This window comes from Pectobacterium peruviense, from assembly GCF_002847345.1.
In the GTDB taxonomy this organism is placed as follows: domain Bacteria; phylum Pseudomonadota; class Gammaproteobacteria; order Enterobacterales; family Enterobacteriaceae; genus Pectobacterium; species Pectobacterium peruviense.
Map to the genome: position 1 here is coordinate 113,622 of NZ_LXFV01000015.1, position 23,154 is coordinate 136,775.

18 protein-coding genes are annotated in these 23,154 nt (G+C 53.5%); 8 read left to right on the forward strand and 10 right to left on the reverse strand.

All coding sequences use genetic code 11. The annotated features are described in order from the left end of the window. The first annotated feature begins 42 nt into the window (after positions 1-42). Together A0G03_RS13060 and A0G03_RS13065 are read left to right on the forward strand one after the other, a co-directional pair. Positions 43-294, forward strand: a complete 252-nt coding sequence (locus A0G03_RS13060; RefSeq protein ID WP_048258146.1) for a type II toxin-antitoxin system Phd/YefM family antitoxin — start codon at positions 43-45, stop codon at positions 292-294. After that, positions 291-578: a type II toxin-antitoxin system RelE family toxin gene (locus A0G03_RS13065; RefSeq protein WP_048258145.1), complete on the forward strand. Its 288-nt coding sequence runs from the start codon at positions 291-293 to the stop codon at positions 576-578. The genes A0G03_RS13060 and A0G03_RS13065 overlap by 4 nt, the downstream gene beginning before the upstream one ends. Before the next feature lie 102 nt (positions 579-680). Here A0G03_RS13065 and gorA read toward each other — a convergent pair whose 3' ends face one another. After that, positions 681-2,033 (reverse strand): glutathione-disulfide reductase, encoded by a 1,353-nt coding sequence (gorA, locus tag A0G03_RS13070; protein WP_048258292.1) that lies wholly within the window; start codon positions 2,031-2,033, stop codon positions 681-683. Positions 2,034-2,161: 128 nt separating this feature from the next. Continuing rightward, positions 2,162-3,004, reverse strand: a complete 843-nt coding sequence (locus A0G03_RS13075) for a 23S rRNA (adenine(2030)-N(6))-methyltransferase RlmJ (protein WP_048258143.1) — start codon at positions 3,002-3,004, stop codon at positions 2,162-2,164. Between the two features lie 252 nt (positions 3,005-3,256). Here A0G03_RS13075 and A0G03_RS13080 point away from each other — a divergent pair, with 252 nt between their 5' ends. Together A0G03_RS13080 and A0G03_RS13085 are read left to right on the forward strand one after the other, a co-directional pair. Then, positions 3,257-3,961 (forward strand): DUF1266 domain-containing protein, encoded by a 705-nt coding sequence (locus tag A0G03_RS13080; RefSeq protein ID WP_048258291.1) that lies wholly within the window; start codon positions 3,257-3,259, stop codon positions 3,959-3,961. Continuing rightward, on the forward strand, positions 3,961-6,690 hold the full coding sequence (locus A0G03_RS13085; RefSeq protein ID WP_048258141.1) for a J domain-containing protein: 2,730 nt from the start codon (positions 3,961-3,963) through the stop codon (positions 6,688-6,690). Before A0G03_RS13080 ends, A0G03_RS13085 begins: the two co-directional genes overlap by 1 nt. A 167-nt stretch (positions 6,691-6,857) precedes the next feature. On the opposite strand, the gene A0G03_RS13095 is transcribed toward A0G03_RS13085, so the two are convergent. Next, entirely contained in the window at positions 6,858-8,549 is a 1,692-nt protein-coding gene (locus A0G03_RS13095; protein WP_048258140.1) for a molecular chaperone HscC, read from the reverse strand. Positions 8,550-8,757: 208 nt separating this feature from the next. Here A0G03_RS13095 and A0G03_RS13100 point away from each other — a divergent pair, with 208 nt between their 5' ends. Next, entirely contained in the window at positions 8,758-9,051 is a 294-nt protein-coding gene (locus A0G03_RS13100) for a DUF2623 domain-containing protein (protein ID WP_005968196.1), read from the forward strand. A gap of 10 nt (positions 9,052-9,061) precedes the next feature. On the opposite strand, the gene A0G03_RS13105 is transcribed toward A0G03_RS13100, so the two are convergent. From A0G03_RS13105 to A0G03_RS13120, 4 genes are all read right to left on the reverse strand, one after another. Further along, positions 9,062-9,883 carry a TonB family protein gene (locus A0G03_RS13105; protein ID WP_048258139.1) on the reverse strand — a complete coding sequence of 274 codons (822 nt, stop codon included), beginning with the start codon at positions 9,881-9,883 and terminating at the stop codon, positions 9,062-9,064. Positions 9,884-10,084: 201 nt separating this feature from the next. Continuing rightward, positions 10,085-11,074 (reverse strand): FecR domain-containing protein, encoded by a 990-nt coding sequence (locus tag A0G03_RS13110; protein ID WP_048258138.1) that lies wholly within the window; start codon positions 11,072-11,074, stop codon positions 10,085-10,087. Then, positions 11,071-11,583 carry a sigma-70 family RNA polymerase sigma factor gene (locus A0G03_RS13115; RefSeq protein ID WP_048258136.1) on the reverse strand — a complete coding sequence of 171 codons (513 nt, stop codon included), beginning with the start codon at positions 11,581-11,583 and terminating at the stop codon, positions 11,071-11,073. The genes A0G03_RS13110 and A0G03_RS13115 overlap by 4 nt, the downstream gene beginning before the upstream one ends. A gap of 180 nt (positions 11,584-11,763) precedes the next feature. Next, positions 11,764-14,313: a TonB-dependent receptor gene (locus tag A0G03_RS13120; protein ID WP_048258135.1), complete on the reverse strand. Its 2,550-nt coding sequence runs from the start codon at positions 14,311-14,313 to the stop codon at positions 11,764-11,766. Between the two features lie 321 nt (positions 14,314-14,634). Between A0G03_RS13120 and prlC the strand changes: the two genes are divergently transcribed. The 3 genes from prlC to A0G03_RS13135 all read left to right on the forward strand — a co-directional run bounded on the left by prlC (position 14,635) and on the right by A0G03_RS13135 (position 19,467). Next, on the forward strand, positions 14,635-16,677 hold the full coding sequence (prlC, locus tag A0G03_RS13125) for an oligopeptidase A (RefSeq protein ID WP_048258134.1): 2,043 nt from the start codon (positions 14,635-14,637) through the stop codon (positions 16,675-16,677). Continuing rightward, positions 16,674-17,420, forward strand: a complete 747-nt coding sequence (gene rsmJ / locus A0G03_RS13130) for a 16S rRNA (guanine(1516)-N(2))-methyltransferase RsmJ (protein WP_048258133.1) — start codon at positions 16,674-16,676, stop codon at positions 17,418-17,420. The genes prlC and rsmJ overlap by 4 nt, the downstream gene beginning before the upstream one ends. A gap of 151 nt (positions 17,421-17,571) precedes the next feature. Then, complete coding sequence (locus tag A0G03_RS13135) at positions 17,572-19,467, forward strand: bifunctional metallophosphatase/5'-nucleotidase (protein WP_048258131.1); 1,896 nt, start codon at positions 17,572-17,574, stop codon at positions 19,465-19,467. A gap of 6 nt (positions 19,468-19,473) precedes the next feature. Here A0G03_RS13135 and A0G03_RS13140 read toward each other — a convergent pair whose 3' ends face one another. The 3 genes from A0G03_RS13140 to uspA form a co-directional block, all read right to left on the reverse strand. Then, a complete protein-coding gene (locus A0G03_RS13140) occupies positions 19,474-20,787 on the reverse strand; it encodes an NAD(P)/FAD-dependent oxidoreductase (RefSeq protein ID WP_048258130.1) in 1,314 nt (437 codons plus the stop codon). Positions 20,788-21,018: 231 nt separating this feature from the next. After that, positions 21,019-22,362, reverse strand: a complete 1,344-nt coding sequence (gene gdhA, locus A0G03_RS13145) for an NADP-specific glutamate dehydrogenase (RefSeq protein ID WP_048258129.1) — start codon at positions 22,360-22,362, stop codon at positions 21,019-21,021. 292 nt (positions 22,363-22,654) lie between these two features. Beyond that, the gene (uspA, locus tag A0G03_RS13150; protein ID WP_011091695.1) at positions 22,655-23,092 is read right to left on the reverse strand and encodes a universal stress protein UspA; all 438 of its coding nucleotides are present in this window, start codon (positions 23,090-23,092) and stop codon (positions 22,655-22,657) included. Positions 23,093-23,154: the final 62 nt, after the last annotated feature.

The window sequence follows — 23,154 nt, forward strand, 5'->3', positions numbered from 1 at the left end:
GATTACTTTAAAGACCTATTAACCGGTCATTAAAGGTCTGCCATGCCGAATATTATATTGAGTGATACCAGTGCCAGCGTCAGTGAACTGAAAAAGAACCCGATGGCGACGGTCAACGCTGGCGATGGCCTACCTGTCGCTATTCTGAACCGCAACCAGCCTGCGTTTTATTGCATTCCTGCGGATCTCTACGAAAAAATGCTGGATGCACTGGACGAACAGGAACTGGTTAAGCTGATTGGTGAACGGAAAAACCAGCCGCTGGTTGACGTGGATTTGGATAGTTTCCTATGAGCTATAGCGTCAAATTCAGGGAAGATGCGCTGAGAGAATGGCTAAAACTCGATAAAACCATCCAACAGCAATTTGCCAAAAAACTAAAAAAGTGCTGCGAAAATCCCCACATTCCTTCCGCAAAATTAAGAGGGATAAAGGATTGCTACAAAATAAAGCTCCGGGCGTCAGGCTTTCGCTTAGTTTATGAAGTCATTGACGACGTATTGATTATCGCCGTGGTGGCAGTAGGCAAGCGTGAACGTAGCGGCGTTTATCATCTGGCGAGTGAGCGAATGAGGTAGCGACGTTAGGCTAGGCATAAAAAATGCCGGCTAAATAGTTCACTATTCAACCAGCATGTTTTCGTCTTCCAGAAAAGCGATTAGAGCCGCTTCCCTACATGATTACCGCATCGTCACAAACTCTTCCGACGCAGTCGGGTGGATGGCGACGGTGTTGTCGAAGTCTTTCTTGGTTGCGCCCATTTTGACGGCAACCGCGAAGCCTTGCAGCATTTCATCCATACCAAAGCCGATGCCGTGGATACCGACGATTTTTTCCTCTTTGCCCACGCAGACCAGCTTCATGCGGCACGGCTGGCGGTGCTGCGTTACGGCGGTGTACATCGCGGTGAAGGCGGATTTATACACTTTCACCTGATCATCGCCGTACTGCTCACGCGCCTGCGGTTCGGTTAGCCCCACCGTACCAATCGGCGGGTGGCTGAAGACGACGGTTGGGATATTGCTGTAATCCAGATGCTCGTCCGGCTTGTTGTTAAACAAACGCTCGGATAAACGACGTCCTGCCGCAACGGCAACCGGCGTTAGTTCGACGGCACCCGTGTTATCGCCCACGGCGTAAATACCAGAGACGGTGGTGTTCTGGAATTTATCGACATTGATGTAGCCTTTGTCGTTCAGTTCCACACCGGTAACGCTCAGGTTCAGGTTATCCGTCACTGGTTCACGACCAATCGCCCAAATCAGGCAATCGACGGTTTGTGACTGACCATTTTCCAGCTCCAGCGTCAGGCTGCCATCAGCATTCTTCACTATCGCTTTCGGGATCGACTCGGTATGCAGCGTCGGCCCTTCGGTGTTCATCACTTCCACCAGCGTATCGACAATCAGCGGATCAAAGCTACGCAACGGCGCGTGTTTGCGTACAAACAGGTGGGTTTCAGAACCCAATCCGTTCAACACGCCAGCAATCTCCACGGCGATATAACCTGCACCGACGATAGCGGTACGCTTCGGCAGCGCGTCCAGCTCAAAGAAGCCGTCGGAATCAATGCCGTATTCCGCACCGGGAATGTTAGGGTGAACTGGACGACCGCCCGTCGCAATCAGGATATGGTCAGCCGTAATTTTCTCGCCATTCACTTCCACCGTGTGCGCATCGACAAAACGAGCAAAACCGTGGATGACATCGACCTTATTCTTACCCAGCACGTTATCGTAGGACTGGTGGATACGATCGATGTAGGCGCTACGATTCTTGACCAATGTGCCCCAGTTAAACTGGTTCACCGTGGTATCGAACCCGTAATCTGGGCCGTACTGATGGATCGCTTCGGCAATCTGCGCCGCATGCCACATCACTTTCTTCGGCACACAGCCGACGTTGACGCAGGTGCCGCCCAGATATTTCGCTTCGATCAACGCACATTTTTGTCCATACATCGCCGCGCGGTTGATAGACGCGATACCGCCGCTGCCGCCGCCAATAGCAAGGTAGTCATAGTGTTTGGTCATCAGTGTATCCATGCTTAAGTGAATAAAATTTGCCTAGAGTGTAACGCCAGAGCCATATGTCCAATAAAGGTTATGCCTATGGTTGCGATAGGAAAAACCGACCGCGTCGCCCACAGCAATCGCGCACATTACTCCGGTACGATTTGCTCCACCAACGTATGTCCGGTGCCTTCCGGTACCAGCACGTTATGCAGCCACGGCAGCACGTCCTTCATCTGCGCCGCCAGCTTCCACGGCGGGTTAATCACAATCATGCCGGACGCCGTCATACCGTAGCGATCGCTGTCAGGCAGCACGGCCAACTCAATTTGCAGAATGTTGCGAATGCCCGTGGCTTCCAGCTCTTTCAGCATGCGTTTGATATTCTGACGCAGCACAACCGGATACCACAGTGCAAATACGCCAGTGCCAAAGCGTTTATGCCCTTCCTTAATGCCTTTGACCACAGCCTGATAGTCCGTCTTCAGTTCATAAGGTGGGTCAATCAGCACAAATCCCCGACGAGAAAGCGGTGGCAACTGTGATTTCAACTGCTGATAACCATCGTCACGCAACACTTTAGTGCGCGTATCTTTCTGAAACTCATTGCGCAGCAGTGGGAAATCGCTGGGATGCAGCTCGGTCAGGTGGAGTTTGTCATACTCGCGCAGTAGCTGGCGTGCAATCAGCGGAGAACCAGGGTAATAGCGCAGTTGTCCACTGCGGTTATAGGTATGCACCGCCTGCATGTAAGGTTCAAGTTCAGCCGGAATGTCGTCACGCTGCCAGATTTTCGCGATGCCATCCAGATACTCCCCTGTGCGCTCGGCGTGCGGGCCGCTAAGCTGATAACGTCCGGCACCCGCATGGGTATCCAGATACAGGAAAGGTTTTTCTTTCTCTTTCAGGGCAGTGATGATCAGGCTCTGAACAGTGTGTTTCAGCACGTCGGCGTGATTGCCGGCATGGAAACTGTGGCGGTAACTAAGCATGCTTGCTTTCCGGTGAAGTTTTTATAAATAACGTCGATTAACCGACAGTATAACCGTCTGCGGCGGAAAATATCCCTTCAATACCGAAACAACGCCCCACCCTGCGAGCCGCCGCGCAAACCAGTAATTTTTATCGTCTGAAATCAGTAAATTGTGAAACATGGCCGTTTTTCATTCGATTGAAAGCTACCGATATTCAGGTACATAAAGTACGATCGCCCGCAACATGTGATGGAATTGGACGTTATTCTGATGGAACCTGAATATCAGCGCTGGCTAATGGCGCTTTCCGCCCCGATGGTCGCACTCAATATCAAGTACGATGCCCGTTTCTCCGAGCCCACCTTCTACGAACCCGGCGAAACCATCAGTCTAAGCAACAGCTGGGGTATCACCTCACGCGAAGGGCTGATATCAATGATTAACGATATGACAGACGGCGGCCATGCTGAGCGTTTGGCGTATTACTATCACCTTTGGCATCACCTGACGGTATCCGAGTGGCAGCAGCATTGCGCCAATCAATCTGAAGACGTACAGGGTGCGCTCGCGCTGGTGACCGAAACGGCCGCGCTATGCGGTGAAGGTGGGATCCGCGCCTGGGATCTGGGACGCATGAGTTTCCTAAGTCGCATCGGATTACTCAACGGCTGGATTAGCGAAAAAGAGAACCTGTGGATTCACACTCGGCTGGCCGACAGGGCGCGCCACTATTACCGCAGTTGGGAAAATTATTACGCTGCATTCTTGATTGGCCGCACTTATTGGCTCTCCCTGGATGAGGAAGATCCTGAATGCCAGCGCTACATTTTCAGCAATGCTAGTCAAAAACCTGATTACATTGACCAAATCGGCACGCTCTATACTCACCCAGACAGCCCGATTCATGACCTCGACTGGGATGTTGATCCGATAGAAATGGATAAGCCCGAGTCCTTACCAGAAGCGGAACTATAATGGACACACTGTGCTGGCAGCGATTAGGCATTGAGCCGACTCAGGATCTGGATGTTATCCGTCAGGCTTATCGTCAAAAAGTACCGCAGTTTCACCCAGAAACCGACCCCGATGGCTTCAAACAGCTGCGCGAGGCGTACGACACCGCCTGCAAGCTGGCGAAAAATCCTGTGCCGTCGGGTGATGAAGAACACGCTAACACCGAACCACGCGACACCTCTTCAACAACCGAAGAGGTAGCCACCGACCACGCCGATCCTCTGGCAGAAGAGCTGGTCGCCGCGTTTGAGCAACTGTTAAGTAACCCAAGCGAACGCTTCGTTTCACTGTGTTGGGAACGCTACATTCAGTTGCTAAACCAGCAGGCTTTCGATGTCATCGATCGTATTCGCTGGCCGCTGCTTCAGCGTCTGATGCGTGAGTCCTGCATCTCAATTCTCTGTGTTCGCGCACTGGCCGATCGCCTGCGTTGGCAGCAGCGTCAAGGGGAGCTGTCCGGTGACGAAGTTGAGGATGTCCGTAACTTCCTCGACTCACTTGGCTATGAGGATCTGTTCGATTTTTCCCTGTTGTCGCACCTGAGTCTGCCCGCACAGCTGGAAACCATCTTCTATTTTCAGCAGGCCAACGGAACGTACTGGAATCGCCCGGCGTTTATGCTGGCGACGCTGCTGCGCAATCCAACCGCCATTTATTGGCCTGACAGCCCGGCGCTGATGCAAAAGCTCGCGCGCTGGCACAACCATGCCAGCGTTCCCAACACCATACTGCGTGATTACTGCCTGCAACAACTGGACGAGACGCCTGACGACGCAGAATGGCTCGCGCTCAGCGCCAGCCTCTGTTCCCTTACCGGAGAAGACGAGCGGGCTTTCGCACTGTGGCTGACGCTTTATCAGCAAACTCACCATGCACAGGCGGAGAAATGGTTGTTGGACTGGTGTAAACAACATCGGCCAGATGCGTTCCCCTTATTGGTTCAGTCACTAAACTATACGCCAGCACCGACTCTGACAGGGTTAGCGCTGGACGACCCGCGCCAGCGTTTCTTCATTTCTCAGCACAATACCCACCAGTTGATTCGCTGGGCAGAAGCGCTGAAACTGCCGCTGTCGCCTATGGCGGAAAGCTACGCTCGCTGGAAGCTGGGAAAACAGGATCTGCGGGGCATTTATCAGCACCTGCTGCTACACAGCGGGGATGCGATTCAGGATCGCCTTTATTGGCACGCCAGCATGTTAACCATCGGTAATGAGCGCCTATTGCAGGACATTCTGGCACAGCCGTTACCTGACGAACCGCTGTATGCGTTGATCTTACAGGGGTTGCAGTTCCAGGCGACGCAACGCTTATCCTGGCTGGAAACCTCTGACGCGATTCATTCCTTCACAGAGTGGCTGTATTCGCCGTCAGAAGACGCATTACCTAGCGTGTTCACCAACCAGAAATCGTTCGCCTGGCTGCAAGCACAAACCTGGCTGCGACAATGGCGTCCGCTGTCGCTGAATCAGCTCAACAAGCTGTATAGCAGTGGCATCCATACGGAAGAAATCGACCCGATCAATGATTGTCTAGTTGAGCTTTCTGCACGCTACCAGTGCGATGTGTCTCTGGTGCAGCAAGGGGTCGATAAACCACAAGAACTCAGCGCCAGAGAGGAACTGAGACAGGCTATTCTGATTGCATTAATGATGACCGATCCAACCTCTTATCTGGGTTTATCGCGTCAGTCGGTGCTGCCTGAATTGGCCTTAGCCCACCCAGCACATTCACTCTCTCGGCTCTTTCGCAAGGCAGAATCCCGCGATGGCGATGCGGTGATGCCGCTGAAAAAGCAGCTCGACCTAACCGACCCGCTGCACTACCATTGTTGGATGAATTTCCCCGTCGCTATCGAGGAATATCTCGGCAGCAGTGAGACTTACAGCGAGTCTGCTGCCAGCCATTTTTATCTTACCGATGACCACTGGCAGGCGGAACTGGCGAAGTCGCCCATGATTTATCAGATCTTTTTCCACGCGTTTTATGCCCTTGTGGGAGAAGAGGATCAGGCGGAGCAACACCGTGAACGGCTGGCGTCTCTCCCCGTTGAAACCCAGCAGGAAGAAGACATCCGTGTCGCCTTTATCGAAGAGTCGGATGAGTTGGGAAAATCATTAAAACAGCTCTCCGACGACAAACGCGTCACGCTCATCGGCCAATTGATCCAAAGCTGTGCGAAGAACCCCGAGTACCTGTTTGATAATAGCGATCAGCGGTTTTTGACCGAACATCTGTCCTATCCGCATGAAGACATCGCGCTAAAATTGATAGCAAAAGTGCTGCTGCAATGTACCGATCGGCGCGAGCGCCAGTTCAACGTACCGCAGGCCAGAAAAAGCTACTGGTGGCAGTTTTGGCGCACCAACACACGAATTGGCCGTCTCGGCTTCCTGATACAAGGTGGGCTGGGGAGTTATTGCCTCTACCGGGCAGGTGACTGGATAGGTTCACCACCGCCGCATATCGAAGGGCTGCTGATGGCGCTACTGGTCTGTAATCTGCTGAGTGCCGCGCGTCGGCGCTATAACGATATCGGCTCCAATACGCCGTGGGTGATGAGTTTCTTCACCCTACTCATACCGCTATTTCTGCTGCTCCCCTTGCTGACACCGAGCCTTAACCGCTGGAATAAATTCGGGCCGCCACCACACGGCAAGAAAACCGAAACGGACACCACGCCAGCCTGACGAAAATGATTCTGGCGGCACTGCAATTACACGCATGCATATACCCAATAGATTTCGAGTTGCAGGAAGGCGGCAACCGCAGGAATCCCCAGGAGCTTACTCAAGTAAGTGACTGGGGTGAGTAAGGGAAGCCAACACACCTGCAGCTTGAAAGATGACGGGTATATTTAGCGGGAGACCTCATCCAGATACTGCTCAATCCGCTGCCGCGCTTCATCAATCGCCGGTGCGTATTGTCCCGCCAGTGCCTGTTCAAAGTCACGTAGCCAGAAGCCGATCTGCTCCCGCTCTTCCAGACGCGTTTGCGCCCAAGCCTTTTCCAGCCGTGCCAGCAGATTACGGTTCATCAGATTATCTCGGGGGTGAATCTTCAGCGTTTGCAGTTTCTGATGGCTTTTCTGTTGTTGATCGATGCTCAGCCCCGTCGGGCTGCGATCGATCACTTTCGTGAAGTTATCGCCGCTATCCGGTAGGTTAACATCCACTTCCAGCAGCCCATTGATGTCATAGCTGAAACGCACCTCAATGGATTGCTTATAAGATTTCGCTTTTATCGGCATAGTGAACTCATCGATGAACACATTGTTATCGACGTAAGGGCTTTCGCCCTGATAGATCGCGATGCAGATGTTGTCCTGACTGGGTGCGCCAGTGGAAAACGTCTCTACTCGCGAAGTCGGCACCACCGTATTGCGTTCCAATATCGGGGAAAACAGGCCGTTTTGCTTATCATTAGAGACTCGGATTCCGAGGGTGTACGGGCAAACGTCCGTCAGGATGACTTCTTCGATGTCCTGCTCGCGTAGCCGACAGGCAGCCTGCACCGCCGCGCCTTTGGCAACCACGGTATCCGCATCCAGATGCTGATAAGGTAATTTGCCAAACAGCCTGACTACCAGCTTCTGGATAATCGACATCTTTGATGCCCCACCGACCAGTACTACGTGGTCTAGCTGCTCTGGCTTCAGACGAGCATCGTGTAGCGCCTGCTCTATCGGTGCACGAATACGGTTCATCAGCGGTAGCCATGCCGCTTCAATCTCTTCATTATCCAACACAATGCGCCAGTCTTCCTCGCGCCAGTGCCATATCAGTTCATTTGATTGAGAGGGAAAACCGGGCTGGCATTTCAGCGCTTCAGCCTGGCTGTAGAGACGCGCCAGATCCGTCGCGGGAATCGTTGAATCTTCAAGCTTCCACGCTTTCAGGCAGGCTTTCACTACAGCCTGTGTGAAATCTTCACCACCCAGATAGTTGTCGCCCGCCGAGCTGTGCACTTCGATCAGCGGAAAGGCGTATTCCAGCACGCTGACGTCGAAGGTGCCGCCGCCTAAGTCGAAGACCAGCGTACGCCCCAGTTCCTGCGTGTGTAAGCCGTAGGCCATAGAGGCTGCGGTAGGTTCATTAATTAAGCGAACCGCATTCAACTCTGCCAGTTCCGCCGCAAAACGCGTCTGCTTACGCTGTTCATCGCTGAAATAGGCTGGCACCGAGATCACCACATCCTTGATCGGGTGCCCGAGGTAACTTTCTGCATCGGCTTTGAGCGATTTCAACACCATGGCCGACAGCTCAGCGGGAGAGAACGTTTTATCCCCGAGCCTGAAGGTTTTCTTGCTTCCCATGTAACGCTTAAACAGCGACGCCGACACCTGCGGGTGCGTCGTCAAACGGGAGATCGCAGGTTTACCCACCAGAATACTGCCGTCTTCATCAATGCTGACGGCCGAAGGCGTGAAATTATCATTCAGGGCATTCGGTATCAGGCGAACCTCGCCATTTTGCCAAACGCTAATCAGGCTGTTCGTCGTGCCCAGATCGATACCAATGGCCAGAGAAGCGTCTTGCGGGTGCATCATGCTGTTATTCCTTATTAACCATTCCATTCTCAGAGTGCCCATCAGGCGCAGACAACGAGCCCGTTCAGCAAGCAGGGCAATAGTATATACATACTGGTCAGGAAAAGACCGCGTGCGGCTAATACAGGAATATTTTTCAACAGATCTGGTGAGTGATAAACAAGCGTTATATTATTTATTATATAGCGATCATTCACGGAGCATTATCATGGGAAACCATTTTGAGCGGGGCGTCCTCGCGGGGCTGAGATCTGCCAACCCAAAATCCACCAACGACATTAATCCTTACTGCTACGACTATCGGCGCGGCTACATTTGCGGGTATGCCCATAACTTGGCGGAAACCAAAGGCGACCGTCAGCAGGCCGCCTTCGAGGCAGGGTTGTTATCCCGCCGCTACGGACTGGAACGGGAGAGAGTCGCCGAGTTCTTTACTGAACAGGGCAACCCTTACGCGATTCGGTTTTTTTATGCTGGTTATGATGCACACACGCCGCGCTAGTTGATGCCAGCTAGCGGCGTGCTTCTCGTAAATCGAAGCTAATCGGGATCGTGATGGTGAGCTGCGCGTTATCGCCAATCACTTCTGCTGGCGGAGCCGGAAGCGGCTGAGCACGCTTCGGCAAGGCGACAGACTCCGCATCCAATGGCGCCACACCGCTGCTGCTGGCCAACGAAACGGCCAGCACATTTCCGGTTCGATCTAACGTCACACGAATCTGAGCGACACCCTGCAATCGCTGCCGTGCGGCCTGAGCCGGATAGCGTTTATGGCGGCTCAGATGTGCCAACAGTGTGCTACTCCAGTCCGCCACGCCTTTACGCATTTGCGCGGCATCGCTGTTATACGGCGCAGCAACGTGCTGGCTGCTGCCCGGCAGCGGTGCGCTGGTAACGGGTGCGGGCGGTTTTTCCGATGGCGCGATCGCTTCCTGCGGTGTCGTCTCCTGCACCGGTTTTTCCATTTTTTTCTGCACTTTTTTCTGCGGCTGCGGTTTTTCCTTTTGCACCGTCGCAATCACCGGCTTGGGTGCAGGCGCGAGCGGCGGCACGTCTTGCGTTATTTTTTCCGGTTGAGCCGCGGACGCTTGCGGCGTGGACAGCGTTTGCTGCGGGCCAACAGGCGCATCCTGAGGGCTGGACGTAGACTGCACGCTATCCGCGACCGTCAACATCATGGCAGGCGGTGGCGCTTCAATTGAGGAATCGAGAGCATGGTAGCTCATCCAGACAATCACCCCCGCGTGTAGCGCCAACGCCAGCAGCGAGCCACTTCCCCAACGTACTGTCGTTGCAGGCTGAATCGTATTGAATTTCAGCGTCTGTGTGGCCATTAGCACACCGCCTCTCGCCGCAAAGACAGAGGTAGTATTCTCAATGAATGAGGTTCCGAGGAAATCATCATGCGTTCTTCATCACATCGTTAGGTATAAGACAGGCAACCGATAATAGTGGGTCGTTCCGCTACGGGGATCGGGCAGAAAAAAAGTGAAAACAGCATAAAATGTAATGTTATTACGCTTTGACAGGATATCTTATCGCGCAGCAATCTGAACCCAGTAGCGAGAGAAATAACGCACCTGCACAGGAAGCGCCTCCACCAGCGCCGCCAAAATATTATCGGTATCCGACAGCGGGAAGACACCAGAGAACCGCAGGCTCTCAACCTCTGGCTGGCAACGAATCACGCCGCTGCGATAGCGGCTCAGTTCATCAATAAAATCCACCAGACGCTGATTATTCGCCAGCAACTGCCCTTTCACCCAGGCAGGCTCTGCCTTCGCTGTCTCTATTTGGCCACAGCGCTGCGTGGTGAACGTCGCTGCCTGTCCGCTTTTTATCACTTGTACATCCTGACCGTTCTGCTGCGGATGAAGCCTTACCGCGCCGTCATATACCGCCACCTGCGTGTGTTCATCCTGTACCCGCAGGCTGAAGCGCGTCCCCAGCGCCTGCACCTTTCCCTGCGCCGTCGTCACAACGAAAGGACGCGGATACAACGCGGCCTTCTCCGCCTGGCCGGTTTCGATCATGACTTCACCGCGAATCAGCGTGAGCTGGCGTAGATCGTCACCGTAGGCCACATTCAGCGCCGTCTGCGTATTCAGCAGCAGCGTCGTGCCATCTTCCAATACCGCATGGCGCTGTTCGCCCACCTGCGTCTGATAATCTGCCGTAAACGACTGCCACACATCCGTACGCGATCCAGCCACGCCAGCTCCCCCGGTTAAACAGAGAATGGCTAGCGCTTTGAGTACACTGCGGCGCTGCATACCGTTAAGTGTCGATAGACTCTGATGCGCCGCTCGCGCGTTAAGCTGACCCAGATTGGCACATACGGACTCAATATGCTGCCACGCCTGCTCGTTATCCGGCGAGGCTTCCCGCCAACGCTGCCACTCACGGCGATCCTGTTCCGTGACGCTGTCGGACATCAGCTGTGTCAGCCACACCACCGCCTCACGCGCGCTGTCTGGTTGAATAGGCTGCCCCTGCCCGTCACGATAAAAAGTGCGATGGTTCATAGCGGTAGTGCAAAGAAACATTGGAGGTTGGCACGTTGCAGATACTGCTTCACCGAACTGCTGGAAACGCGTAAACGTTCAGCGATATCGCTGTAGCGCATACCGTGGAGGTGTGCCAGCAGAAACGCCTCTCTGACTGGCGCAGGCAGACCATCTAGCGCGGCATCAAGCTGTTCAAGAATTTCGAGGGTAAGAAGACGCGTTTCCGGGGATGGCATACAAGCATCCGGCTGCATACTCAGCACATCCAGATAGGCATCTTCAATCTTTTTACGACGATAATGATTAGCGACCAAACGGCGAGCCACGGTGGCCAGAAACGGGCGCGGCTGGCGAATCGTGAGCAATTCTGGATTCATCAGGACACTAAGGAACGTATCCTGTGCCACGTCTTCCGCATGCTGGGCACAATCCAATTTATGGCGCAGCCAGTTATACAACCAGCGGTGGTGATCAAAATAGAGCTGTTGGGCAAAGTCATTCACGCTGGCCGTCGCTTTCCTCACCATCGAACTTTACCCCAGAGCGCTATTTAAACATAAGAATGATAATCGTTCTTATTTATGTTTTTTCCCTCTGACTGTCAAGTTCCGAAACGAAAATTATTCAAATTTGCTGAATTTGCATTACGCCCATGCAACATGCCCCGGCGAACGGGGCGGAAATCGCCTCCGCCCCGCACAACGCTATCAGAAACGTTGTAGCACGCTGATTTTCACGTTACGTCCCACACCGGACACGGATTCACCCAGATATGGGTAATAATCGGTATTCAGTAGGTTATCAACCGTCACACGCGCTTCAAATCCTTTTATCGTCTGCGGCTGCCAGCTTGCGAAGAGACCATGCAGCACGTACCCCTTAGTCTTCGGTAACGCCCAGCCATAGGCCAGAGGGTCGCCGTCAGCAGGTGAGCGATCCTGCTTACGCACGAAATCACCCGTCCAGCCTACCGCCATATCCAGACTCGGAATTTTGGTGCCCAGCGTCGCATGTGCGGTTGTTGGTGGGATTTCAGCAATCCAGGTTTTATTGCCCCACGGGTTACGCGGTGAAGCATCGCGTTCGCCGCGAATCGAGGAGAAGGACAGGCTACCAAACAGCCTGCGGCTGTCGTAGAACGACTCAATTTCAACCCCTTCGATGGTATATCCCGTCAGATTGCGGTAAACCGACAACGGCCCGGCACAGGATGAATTACGGCCTGTCTGTGCAGACGCTTCGCAATACACGCCCGTACGTTTGAAAATTTCGTTTTTGCCACGGTTACGGAACAGCGTGGTGCGGATTTGCAGACTGTCCTCTTCCAGCATCAGGTTATTGAAGTCCAGAATCGCTCCCAGACGGATGCCTTTAATGCTTTCCACTTGCAGATTACGGCTGCTACCTGGCACACCCGAGGTCGCAGATTGTACTTCATACTGCTCATCGATAACGGGCGCACGCCAGGTGCGGCTGGCATCGGCAAACAGCGAGAGGTTATCCGTTGCTTTCCATAAAGCACCGATTCGCGGCGACCAACCGGTGTAGGTCACGCTGCTGTAATCATGTCCAGCAGCAGGATTACTACTGTTATAACGAGGGGCTATGTTGGGTCGCCCAGTATTGGTTACATGGTCATAGCGTACGCCCGGCGTGATCGTTACGCTGCCCAGCGTAACCGCATCCTGTAGATAGACACTACGCGTTTCCTGATCGCCCGCAGGCATGTAGTAAGGCTGTAAATAGCCATAGTTATATTCGGCGCTATTCTTGCCAGACGGGTAATAAATAAGCGTATCGCGCTTATGCTGGTGCCAGCTCATTCCGACTAGAACAGCATGGTCGAAAGGACCGGTGCTGAAACGGCTTTCGTTACTGACTTCCGCCAGCTGATCTTTATAGCTTACCCAACTTTCGTTCCCTAACGTGCCCAGAAAACTGTCTTGAGAAGCCGAATCAGGGCGTCTGTCATGCTGTTCAGTCTTTGAGGTAGCAAATGACGCCGTCAGATTCAGCCACGGCTTATCCTCCGGCGCAAGGTTCCATTTCAGCGAGTAGTTTTTATCGACCTGATTGCGGTAAACCAGCTTGCGTCGCCAAGCCTCTTCCCAGCCATAGAGGTCAACTTCCCTTTGTGTGGGTGCCGCCATATCGTCACGCTTAGCGGCAAACGGCTGCCAACCGTCAGATTCGGAGCGCATAGCGGAGAGCGTCAGCGTCTGGGAATCCGTCAGATAAATGTTGGTTTTCAGTAAATAAGACGCCATGTCGCTGGTCGAGTAGACAAAGCGCGTGCCATCAGGACGTTCGATGTTGTCGCCATCGCGCTTACTCATGTAGAGCAGGCCATCAGCCATCCCCTCTTCCGTGCGGCCATACAGCGCACCGCTGTAGATATTTTGACGGTCGTTGGTGTGATAGCTGTACTTGACCATCCCACCGAAGCTTTCTCCCGGCATGAGCAGATCGCTGGCGTCTTTGGTATCAACATGAATGGTGCCACCGAAGCCGCCATTACCGCTGCGAATATCATGCGGCCCTTTATCGACGTCGATACGCTTAATCAGCTCAGGTTCAATGAACACCGAGCCTTGGCGGTATTTCTCAAAGCCTTTTGGCGCACCGTCCAGAACGACTTTGACGTCTTCCATGTCGCCCATGCCCCAGATGTTCAGGCTTTGCCCACCCGGTCGAGGAGAACCGGCCATCGATACGCCGGGAAGTTTATCGAGCAGGCTGGCAATATTGTCGGCTTGTACGCGATCGACATCGGCTTGGCGCAACACGGAACGTCCGGCAGCGGCGCTGTCCGATGTACCGCCGACAACCGAGAGCGTCGGGATCATCAGGCTGCCGTCGCTTCCCTCGGCAGCAAGCGTGGACTCCAGTCGATAGCCCGTGGCCGTCTGTACCGCATTCAGTCCAGTTCCCGCCAGTGCGGCCGAAAAGGCTTCCTGAACGGTGTAGGTTCCCTGCACGCTCCCGCTGGTTTTATTCTGTGTTTGATCGGGAGAAAACGTGAGAATGACATTGGCGCGGCTGGCAACAGCCTGCAACGTGGCTCCTAACGGCCCGGCCGGAATGGAAAATGCCATTGTCGGTGCCGCGACAGCTGCGGCAGTTTCTGCCGCTAGCGCCGAGCCGACCATTCCGACACTTAAGATCAACACGCCAGACAGTGCCAAATGGACTGCCCGCGCGACCGCCAAGGCGGGTTTATGCGCGATGCACCCACCATTATGATTGTTTATCGCCATTGTCATTCCCCTGAAATATTGAAAAAAAAGACACATCAGGTAGGTCACTCGAAAAACAAAATCGGGCAGAAAAATAGCAAAAATTTTCAGAGAAATGCCTTTAGCACGGTGTTAATGACCGCATCGAGGTAACGCACAGGACTGATTGATGACGGGAAAACGCACCTTTGGTCACGAGGAGCACCGCCTCTACCATTGATTTTCACGGCACTTGACCTCATCTTAGTAATCAATCCGCAATAGATATCCGCCTTGCTGGTCTCTCTTCAACAGATTCCACTTACCGGCAACGAGATCACCCACAATTATCAGGACGGCACCATGACGAATCCATTACTGACCTCATTTACTCTGCCCCCGTTCTCCAGCATTAAAACGGAAGATATTGTCCCAGCAGTGAAATCTGCGCTGGATGAATGCCGCGAGACGGTGGAGCGTGTGGTCGCGCAAGCGGGGCCGTTCACATGGGATAATCTGTGTCAGACGCTGGCGGACAGCGACGATCGTCTTAGCCGCATTTTTTCCCCTATCAGCCATCTGAACGCCGTGAAGAACAGTCCGGAGCTGCGCGGTGTTTATGAGCAATGTCTGCCGCTGCTGTCTGAACACAGCACTTGGGTTGGTCAACATGCTGGTCTCTATCAGGCTTATCGCAGCCTGCGTGACGGCGAACACTACACCACGCTGAGTCTGGCGCAGAAGAAATCCGTTGATAACGCACTGCGCGATTTTGAACTGTCCGGTATCGGCCTGTCACCGGAAAAACAGAAACGCTACGGCGAAATTTCCGCTCGTCTGTCCGAACTTGGCTCGCAGTACAGCAACAACGTGCTGGATGCCACCATGGGCTGGAGCAAACTGATTACCGACGTCGCTGAGCTAGATGGCATGCCGGAAAGCGCGCTGGCAGCAGCCAAAGCGCAGGCAGAAGCCAAAGAACAAGATGGCTGGCTGTTGACGCTGGATATCCCAAGCTATCTGCCAGTTATGACCTATTGCACCAATCAGGCTCTACGTGAAGAGATGTACCGCGCGTTCGGCACCCGCGCATCCGACCAAGGGCCGAACGCGGGCAAGTGGGACAACAGCGAAATTATGGCGGAGAAGCTGGCACTGCGTCATGAACTGGCGCTGCTGCTGGGTTTCGACAGCTACGCACACAAGTCGCTGGCAACCAAAATGGCGGAAAACCCGCAGCAGGTTCTAGATTTCCTGACCGATCTGGCGAAACGCGCCCGTCTGCAGGCTGAAGAAGAACTCGCACAGCTACGCGCCTTCGCCAAAGAACACTTCGGCGTGGATGAATTGCAGGCTTGGGATATCACCTACTACAGCGAGCAGCAGAAGCAGCACCTGTATTCCATCAGCGATGAGCAGCTTCGCCCGTATTTCCCGGAAAACCGCGCGGTGAATGGCCTGTTTGAAGTGGTTAAACGCATTTACGGCATCACAGCCAAAGAACGTAACGATGTGGACGTGTGGCACCCAGATGTTCGCTTCTTCGATCTGTTCGATGAAAGCGGCGAACTGCGCGGCAGCTTCTACCTCGATTTGTACGCCCGTGAACACAAGCGTGGCGGTGCCTGGATGGACGACTGCGCGGGTAAACTGCGTAAAGGTAACGGCGAGCTGCAAAAACCGGTCGCCTATCTGGTCTGTAACTTCAACCGTCCGGTCAACGGCAAACCCGCTCTATTCACCCACGATGAAGTCACCACCCTGTTCCACGAATTCGGCCACGGCTTGCACCACATGCTGACCCAAATCGATACCGCCGGTGTCGCTGGCATCAACGGTGTACCGTGGGATGCGGTCGAGCTGCCAAGCCAGTTTATGGAAAACTGGTGCTGGGAACCGGAAGCGCTGGCCTTTATCTCCGGCCACCACGAAACCGGCGAACCGCTGCCGCAGGAACTGCTGGAGAAAATGCTGGCAGCGAAGAACTATCAGGCTGCGCTGTTCATTCTGCGTCAGTTGGAATTCGGCCTGTTCGATTTCCGTCTGCATGCCGAGTTTGACCCTGCGAAAGGCGCACAGATTCTGCCAACGCTGGCGGAAATCAAAGCGCAGGTAGCCGTAGTGCCAAGCCCAAGCTGGGGTCGTTTCCCACACGCATTCAGCCACATCTTCGCGGGCGGTTATGCAGCAGGCTACTACAGCTATCTCTGGGCCGACGTGCTGGCCGCAGATGCCTATTCCCGCTTTGAGGAAGAAGGTATCTTCAACCGCGAAACTGGTCAGTCATTCCTGGATAACATCCTGACTCGCGGCGGTTCCGAAGAGCCAATGGAGCTGTTCAAACGCTTCCGTGGCCGTGAACCTCAGTTGGATGCCATGCTCGCGCATTACGGCATCAAAGGATGAGCATCTGCTTAATCGCAGAAGAAGGCGCCGATAGTGGCGCCTTATCTTCTTTGGCTGAGCGCTGGGGACTGGTTTCCGATCCTGATGCGCTGATGGCGCTAGTGCTAACCGCGGAACGTCTGGAATTGCGCAAGCAGGATGAGCCGAAGCTCGGCGCTATCTTCGTGGATTTTGTTGCTGGGCCGATGGCACACCGACGTCGCTTTGGCGGCGGACGCGGTGAAGCCGTCGCTAAAGCGGTTGGTATCAAAAAAGGTTACCTGCCGGATGTCGTGGATGCGACAGCGGGTCTGGGGCGCGATGCTTTTGTACTGGCAGCATTGGGTTGCCACGTACGCATGGTCGAACGCAATCCGGTGGTTGCGGCGCTGCTGGACGACGGGTTGCAGCGTGGCTATCAGGATGCAGAAATCGGCCTGTGGCTACGGGAACGGCTCACGCTGCTACACGCATCCAGTATGATGGCGCTGCGTGACATCGCGCCACCACCGGATGTGGTCTATCTCGATCCCATGTTTCCACACAAACAAAAGAGTGCGCTGGTGAAGAAAGAGATGCGGGTGTTTCAATCACTGGTGGGTGCGGATGACGACGCCGATGCACTGCTGGAACCCGCACGTGCGCTGGCGAAGAAACGCGTCGTGGTGAAGCGTCCAGACTATGCGCCGCCGCTGGCTGGCGTCCCGGCACAGTCTATGTTGGAAACCAAAAGCCACCGCTTCGACTTCTATCTTCCCGCTTGAGTCCTTCGCCGCAGCACCGATAAACGTGTTGGCGGCGAAAAACCCATCCTGCATCGCATTTCTTATGCCGCTTTTGCAAAGTCTGTAGCGCAAATGAGAAGCAAATCGCATAATTTCGCGCTATCAGTTCTTATTACACTAAGATGACATAATGAAAAAAACGCTTCTGTCACTTCTGCTTTGTTTGAGTACCTCTGCTATGGCCGTTCAAGAACCGGTAAATATCACGATTCTGGGTACATCCGACCTGCATGGCACCTTTGTTCCCTGGGATTACGCTACCGATACCGCCAACATGGCTGGCAGTCTGAGTCAGATCGCGACGCAGGTACATAAAGTTCGTGCGCAGCAGCCAAATGTGATTCTGGTTGATGCGGGCGATACCATTCAGGGCAACTTTGTCGAAACCTTCAAAAATGACAACACCAGCCCGATGATTCTCGGTTTTAACGCCCTGAATTATGACGTCTGGGTGATGGGCAACCACGAGTTCGATTTCGGACTGAACGTGCTTTCCACCTCGCTTGAGCAGTTCAATGGCACCGCGCTGGCGGGTAATATTTTTTGGGAGAGCGGTAAGCCTTACTTACCAGCCTATAAAATAGTCGAACGACAGGGCGTGAAGATTGGCATCATTGGTATGGACACGCCGATGACCGCTGAATTCGCCAAGGGCACTGACCGTGTGAAGGGACTGAACTTTACCGATCCCGTCGGGGCTGTAAAAACGGTTATCCAGCAAATCCACGGCAAAGTAGATGCCATCGTGCTGGTCGCCCATATGGGGATCGATAACGAGAACCAGCGGCCGGGCACAGGCGTGGGCGACATTGCTCGCGCTAACCCTGAATTAGCCGCCATCGTCGCGGGTCATATGCACGTAAAAGTGGATAAAGAGGTGATTAATGGCGTGATCGTCACCGAACCGGACAGATATGGCCGCGCACTGTCGCGCATCGATTTGCAGTTTGAGCAACAGAACGGCAAATACGTGCTGATTAATAAAGACAGCTATACCTATTCGATTAAAGACGTAGATTCCGATCGCAAGATGGAAGACATCTACGAGCCTTATCACAATACCCTGCGCGCCAATGCCAACCGTCCGATTGCACAGCTTATGGAGCACGATCTGGTACCACAAGATGCCGTAAAAGGCATTCCTCAGGTACACGTACAGGACACAGGTATCAGCGCCCTGTTCCAGGAAGCCAGCCGCTATTACGCGCCTAAAGCGCAGGTTATCGCACTGCAAATTGATAATGATCGGCCCAAGCTGAACATCGGCACCATTGCCGCAAAAGACATCGCCTTTAACTATCAATACGCAGGCGGTGAAATCACGGTTTATCAGCTCACCGGAAAAGAACTGAAGAAATACATGGAATGGTCAGCGGGTTACTTCAACCAGCTGCAAGACGGGGATGTGACTTACAGTTTCAATCCGCAGCGTCGTGCCTCCAAATATTCCACCAATGATTTCTTCGACGGCGTGACCTACACCATCGATCTGACGAAACCCGCTGGGCAACGCATTACCGACCTGAAAATGAATAACGGCACACCGGTTACCGACGATATGCCGATTCGTCTGGGTATGAACAGCTACCGTATGGGTCACCTGACGCAGAAAGGCGGCGTGCTGGAAGGCATGCAGTTCCCAGTGCTGTCGGATACCAAAGTGGAATATGGCGAAGAGGCGGGCACGATTCGTAACCTGACCATCCGTTATTTGACTGAAGTGAAAAAAGGTCAATACGAGGGTACGGTGCCGCAGCGCTGGAAGCTGGCGGAATTGCAGGGCTATGAACATGAACGCAAAATTGTCGAATCACTGCTCAACAGCGGAAAAATCAGCGTACCGACCTCAGACGATGGCCGCTACAGCAACGTGCAATCCATCAACGTGAAGTCGTTGATGCTGCCGGATGCAACGCAAAAGGAGAAACGCGTGGCGGAACTGACGCAACAGCGCGACAGCACCACCAATGCGTTGACCAAGCAGCGGCTGAACGATCAGCTGACGATTATCGCGGCGATTAACTGACAGGCGTTATCTCTCGCTGCGGGCTTTCCAGCGTTCGCTCGTCAGGTAGCCGTTCACGCCCACATCAAGGAAAGGGCGTGGCGGCAGGTAGTTTGCCTGTCCGAGCGATTGCATATCGCTAATCAGCGGGTTGTCTTCACCTAACGCCAGATCCGCCAGAATATGTCCGGCGGCGGTTTGCTTCGATAGCCCCGCCCCGTTACAGCCAGCAGAGGCGTAGACATTGTCGCTTAGCTGCCCCCAAATTGGCGCACCATTGCGCGTTACGCTAATCAGCCCTGACCACGTGTGCGCCATTTTAACGTCGCTCAACTGCGGAAACATGCGGGCAAAAATAGCAGCATGTCGACGCGCGTGGCGTCCGGTTTCTACTGCACTATTAACCAGCTCAGGGGCAAATTTAACATGCTCCCGAATCAGGAAGCGATGGTCGCGCGTGTAACGCAGCGTCGCACTGGCTAGCGCATTGACCGGCGTCAGCCCCCAATCTGGCATATCACCCATCCGTGCAATCTGTTCCGCATTCAGCGGCTCAGTCAGCGTCGCGAAGGTCGCTACGGCAAAAACCCGACCATTGAACAACGGCAGGCCGCGTGCCGCGCCGTTAATCGCCATCATCAGCTTATCTGCCTGAATCTCACCATAGGGCGTTTCCACGCGAATGCGCGATCCAGTTTCAATATTCAGCGCAGGAGAATGGGCGTAAACCGTCACGTTCTTAGGCAGATTCGCCACCAGCCCGATAACCAAAGCTGCCGGATTTAGCAGAATACAATTGGGGGTATACACAGCGCGTTGATAGAAAGAAGTTCCAAGGCGACGAGCAAGTTCGTCTTTTTCAACCAGCTGATAGGGTTCGCCAAGGTCGTTCAATTCACGGACATAGGTATCGATCAGGCCGTTGAATGTCGAGCTAACGGCACAGTGATATTTCCCCGCCACGCTCCAGTCACACGCAATAGCATGGCGATCCACCTTCTCTTTCAGGTGCGCCACGCCGGACTGCAACAGGCGGCGATAAGCAGCAGCCTTTTCTAACTCTGCCGTCGAACTGCCGATGTTATGCGGCAAATCGATGACGAAACCGGAGTTACGCCCGGAGGCATTGTCGCCAATCTCGCCGGCATCCAGCAGGATAATGTGTTTATCTGGGCGCTGTTCAGCCAAACGCTGGGCAAAGGCGATCCCCGCATAGCCAGCGCCAATCACCAGCCAATCCGCCGTTGTTTTCCCCCGCTGCTGCGGATAATTCGGTTTATCGACAAGATCTGCCGACCAGCCATTACGATTCTGATCGAAAGGAAGATGTTTGATTTTCACAATGGTGTAAGCCTTGAAGATAGCGGGTTGTACCGGAAGGCAGGAACAAAAACCCGACGATACGCAATGCGGATTAAGATAAAGAAAGGCAGGAAGCAGTGTCCAGCAAGAAATGTCGCTAAAACATAGATAAATAAGTGAAAAGTCAAAGCACCTGCGAATACAGGCGCTTTGACTACATTATGCGCTACACAGTTATCGTTAAACCATCATACGTTGAACCATCATCCGTTAAACAACGCCCTGCGCCAGCATAGCGTCGGCTACTTTGACAAAGCCCGCCACGTTGGCACCGCGCACGTAGTTCGTCTGGCTATCTTCGCCACCGTACTGCACACACGCGTTGTGAATATCCAGCATGATGTGATGCAAACGCGCATCCACTTTCTCAGCTTTCCAACCCAAACGTGCCGCGTTCTGCGCCATTTCCAGTCCGGATGTCGCCACACCGCCTGCGTTAGCCGCTTTGCCTGGTGCAAACAGCACGCCCGCATCCAGGAACGCATCGGTCGCTGGAATCGTAGTTGGCATGTTGGCACCTTCCGCTACGGCTTTCACGCCGTTAGCAATCAGCGTCTGCGCCGCTGGCAGATCCAGCTCATTCTGCGTCGCGCACGGCAGCGCGATATCTACCGGCACTTCCCACGGCGTTTTGCCTGCAAGGTAGGTCAGTTTCGCTTCACGCGCGTAATCTTCCACGCGGCCATAGCGTTTGTTTTTAATCTCTTCCAGCAGCGCCAGTTTCTCTGGAGTAAACCCGTTTTCATCCACCACAGTACCGTTAGAATCAGATACCGTGACCACACGCGCACCCAGCTCCATCGCTTTTTCAATCGCGTACTGCGCCACATTACCGGAGCCGGACACAGCAACTCGCATGCCTTCGAAGCCCAGACCGTGGCGTTTCAGCATCGCTTCCGTGAAGTAAATCAGGCCGTAGCCCGTCGCTTCAGGACGAATCAGACTGCCGCCAAACGACAGCCCTTTGCCGGTGAAGACGCACGCCGTGTTGTTGGTCAGCTTCTTCATCATGCCGGTCATGAAGCCGACTTCGCGACCACCGACACCGATGTCACCCGCCGGAACGTCCGTATCCGCGCCCAAATGACGATACAGTTCCGTCATCAGCGCCTGACAGAAACGCATGACTTCGCCCTGACTTTTCCCTTTCGGATTAAAGTCCGAGCCACCTTTGCCGCCGCCCATTGGCAGCGTTGTCAGCGCATTCTTGAACGTCTGCTCGAATCCAAGGAATTTCAGAATCGACAGGTTAACGGACGGATGGAAACGCATGCCGCCTTTGTACGGGCCGATCGCGGAGCTGAATTGGACACGCCAGGCACGGTTCACCTGTACCTGACCTTTGTCATCCGTCCACGCCACGCGAAACTGAATCACACGTTCCGGTTCTACCAATCGTTCCAGCAGGCTGTAATCCGCATAGTGAGGGTTCTGCTCCAGAAAAGGCCACAGCGTAGAAAGCACTTCATTAACGGCCTGTAGAAATTCAGGCTGATGCGGATCGCGTTGTTGAACAGAATCAAGAAAACTTGCCAGAGATACGATTTGTGCCATGAACAGCTCCTGATTGAACGAATAAGCTCCCTTCTGCTTCTTTAATTTTTAGACACGTAGAAGCTTGTGGGATCGGTGAAAATGATGTTGTGTCCTCTGGACTATAACACTGGCGATGGATATTTAAGCAAGCGTTTTCTTTTTAGATAAACGTTATAATCCAATGAGATAGGAAGGGTTTTTTGGGGTGTTTTGAGAAAGAAATACGACATAAGTTTTTGTTATATAACAAAAGGCGCAGCCAAAAGCCGCGCCTTTCATCACTGAAAAAAAATGCAAAAAAAGTTAATTTTTATTCGTTTTCCTCATCACGCAATGGCACGATGAGCATGTCTACATGTACGGTATTAATCAGCTGACGTGCAGAAGACATCAATTTGCTCCAGAAGTCCTGATGGTGCCCACACAGCACGAGATCGGCTTCATATTTCTTGATCGCATCAACCAACACTTGCCCTAAATCACCGCTGCCACTCAGCGTTTCGCTGATAGGATAGCCAGCATTCTGGGACAACTCGGTCAACGCATTCTGGGTTTCTTCAGAGATGCGCTGTTGCATATCTCCCAGATTGACGTCGATAAGCCCCGTGTAGAGATCGGAGTAATTCACATCGACGTGGATTAACGACACTTTCGCATTGTACGGTCTTGCCATTGAAACGGCTTTTTCCACTAACACTTTGCTTTCTGGAGAAAGGTCAACAGCAATAAGGATGTGTTTGTAAGCCATAATAAGACTCCTTCCGTAAAGACTAATTAAGGGTTAGCAGATATTTCGCCTGCCGATTTAAT

What these genes read in the sequence shown, in the direction of transcription:
- rsmJ (WP_048258133.1), top strand. Translation starts at nt 16,674, where the DNA reads ATGAGCATCTGCTTAATCGCAGAAGAAGGCGCCGATAGTGGCGCCTTA.
- uspA (WP_011091695.1), bottom strand. Translation starts at nt 23,092, where the DNA reads ATGGCTTACAAACACATCCTTATTGCTGTTGACCTTTCTCCAGAAAGC.
- A0G03_RS13110 (WP_048258138.1), bottom strand. Translation starts at nt 11,074, where the DNA reads ATGAACCATCGCACTTTTTATCGTGACGGGCAGGGGCAGCCTATTCAA.
- A0G03_RS13115 (WP_048258136.1), bottom strand. Translation starts at nt 11,583, where the DNA reads ATGGTGAGGAAAGCGACGGCCAGCGTGAATGACTTTGCCCAACAGCTC.
- A0G03_RS13120 (WP_048258135.1), bottom strand. Translation starts at nt 14,313, where the DNA reads ATGGCGATAAACAATCATAATGGTGGGTGCATCGCGCATAAACCCGCC.
- prlC (WP_048258134.1), top strand. Translation starts at nt 14,635, where the DNA reads ATGACGAATCCATTACTGACCTCATTTACTCTGCCCCCGTTCTCCAGC.
- A0G03_RS13100 (WP_005968196.1), top strand. Translation starts at nt 8,758, where the DNA reads ATGGGAAACCATTTTGAGCGGGGCGTCCTCGCGGGGCTGAGATCTGCC.
- A0G03_RS13085 (WP_048258141.1), top strand. Translation starts at nt 3,961, where the DNA reads ATGGACACACTGTGCTGGCAGCGATTAGGCATTGAGCCGACTCAGGAT.
- A0G03_RS13060 (WP_048258146.1), top strand. Translation starts at nt 43, where the DNA reads ATGCCGAATATTATATTGAGTGATACCAGTGCCAGCGTCAGTGAACTG.
- A0G03_RS13075 (WP_048258143.1), bottom strand. Translation starts at nt 3,004, where the DNA reads ATGCTTAGTTACCGCCACAGTTTCCATGCCGGCAATCACGCCGACGTG.
- A0G03_RS13080 (WP_048258291.1), top strand. Translation starts at nt 3,257, where the DNA reads ATGGAACCTGAATATCAGCGCTGGCTAATGGCGCTTTCCGCCCCGATG.
- A0G03_RS13065 (WP_048258145.1), top strand. Translation starts at nt 291, where the DNA reads ATGAGCTATAGCGTCAAATTCAGGGAAGATGCGCTGAGAGAATGGCTA.
- A0G03_RS13095 (WP_048258140.1), bottom strand. Translation starts at nt 8,549, where the DNA reads ATGATGCACCCGCAAGACGCTTCTCTGGCCATTGGTATCGATCTGGGC.
- A0G03_RS13105 (WP_048258139.1), bottom strand. Translation starts at nt 9,883, where the DNA reads ATGGCCACACAGACGCTGAAATTCAATACGATTCAGCCTGCAACGACA.
- gdhA (WP_048258129.1), bottom strand. Translation starts at nt 22,362, where the DNA reads ATGGCACAAATCGTATCTCTGGCAAGTTTTCTTGATTCTGTTCAACAA.
- A0G03_RS13135 (WP_048258131.1), top strand. Translation starts at nt 17,572, where the DNA reads ATGAAAAAAACGCTTCTGTCACTTCTGCTTTGTTTGAGTACCTCTGCT.
- gorA (WP_048258292.1), bottom strand. Translation starts at nt 2,033, where the DNA reads ATGACCAAACACTATGACTACCTTGCTATTGGCGGCGGCAGCGGCGGT.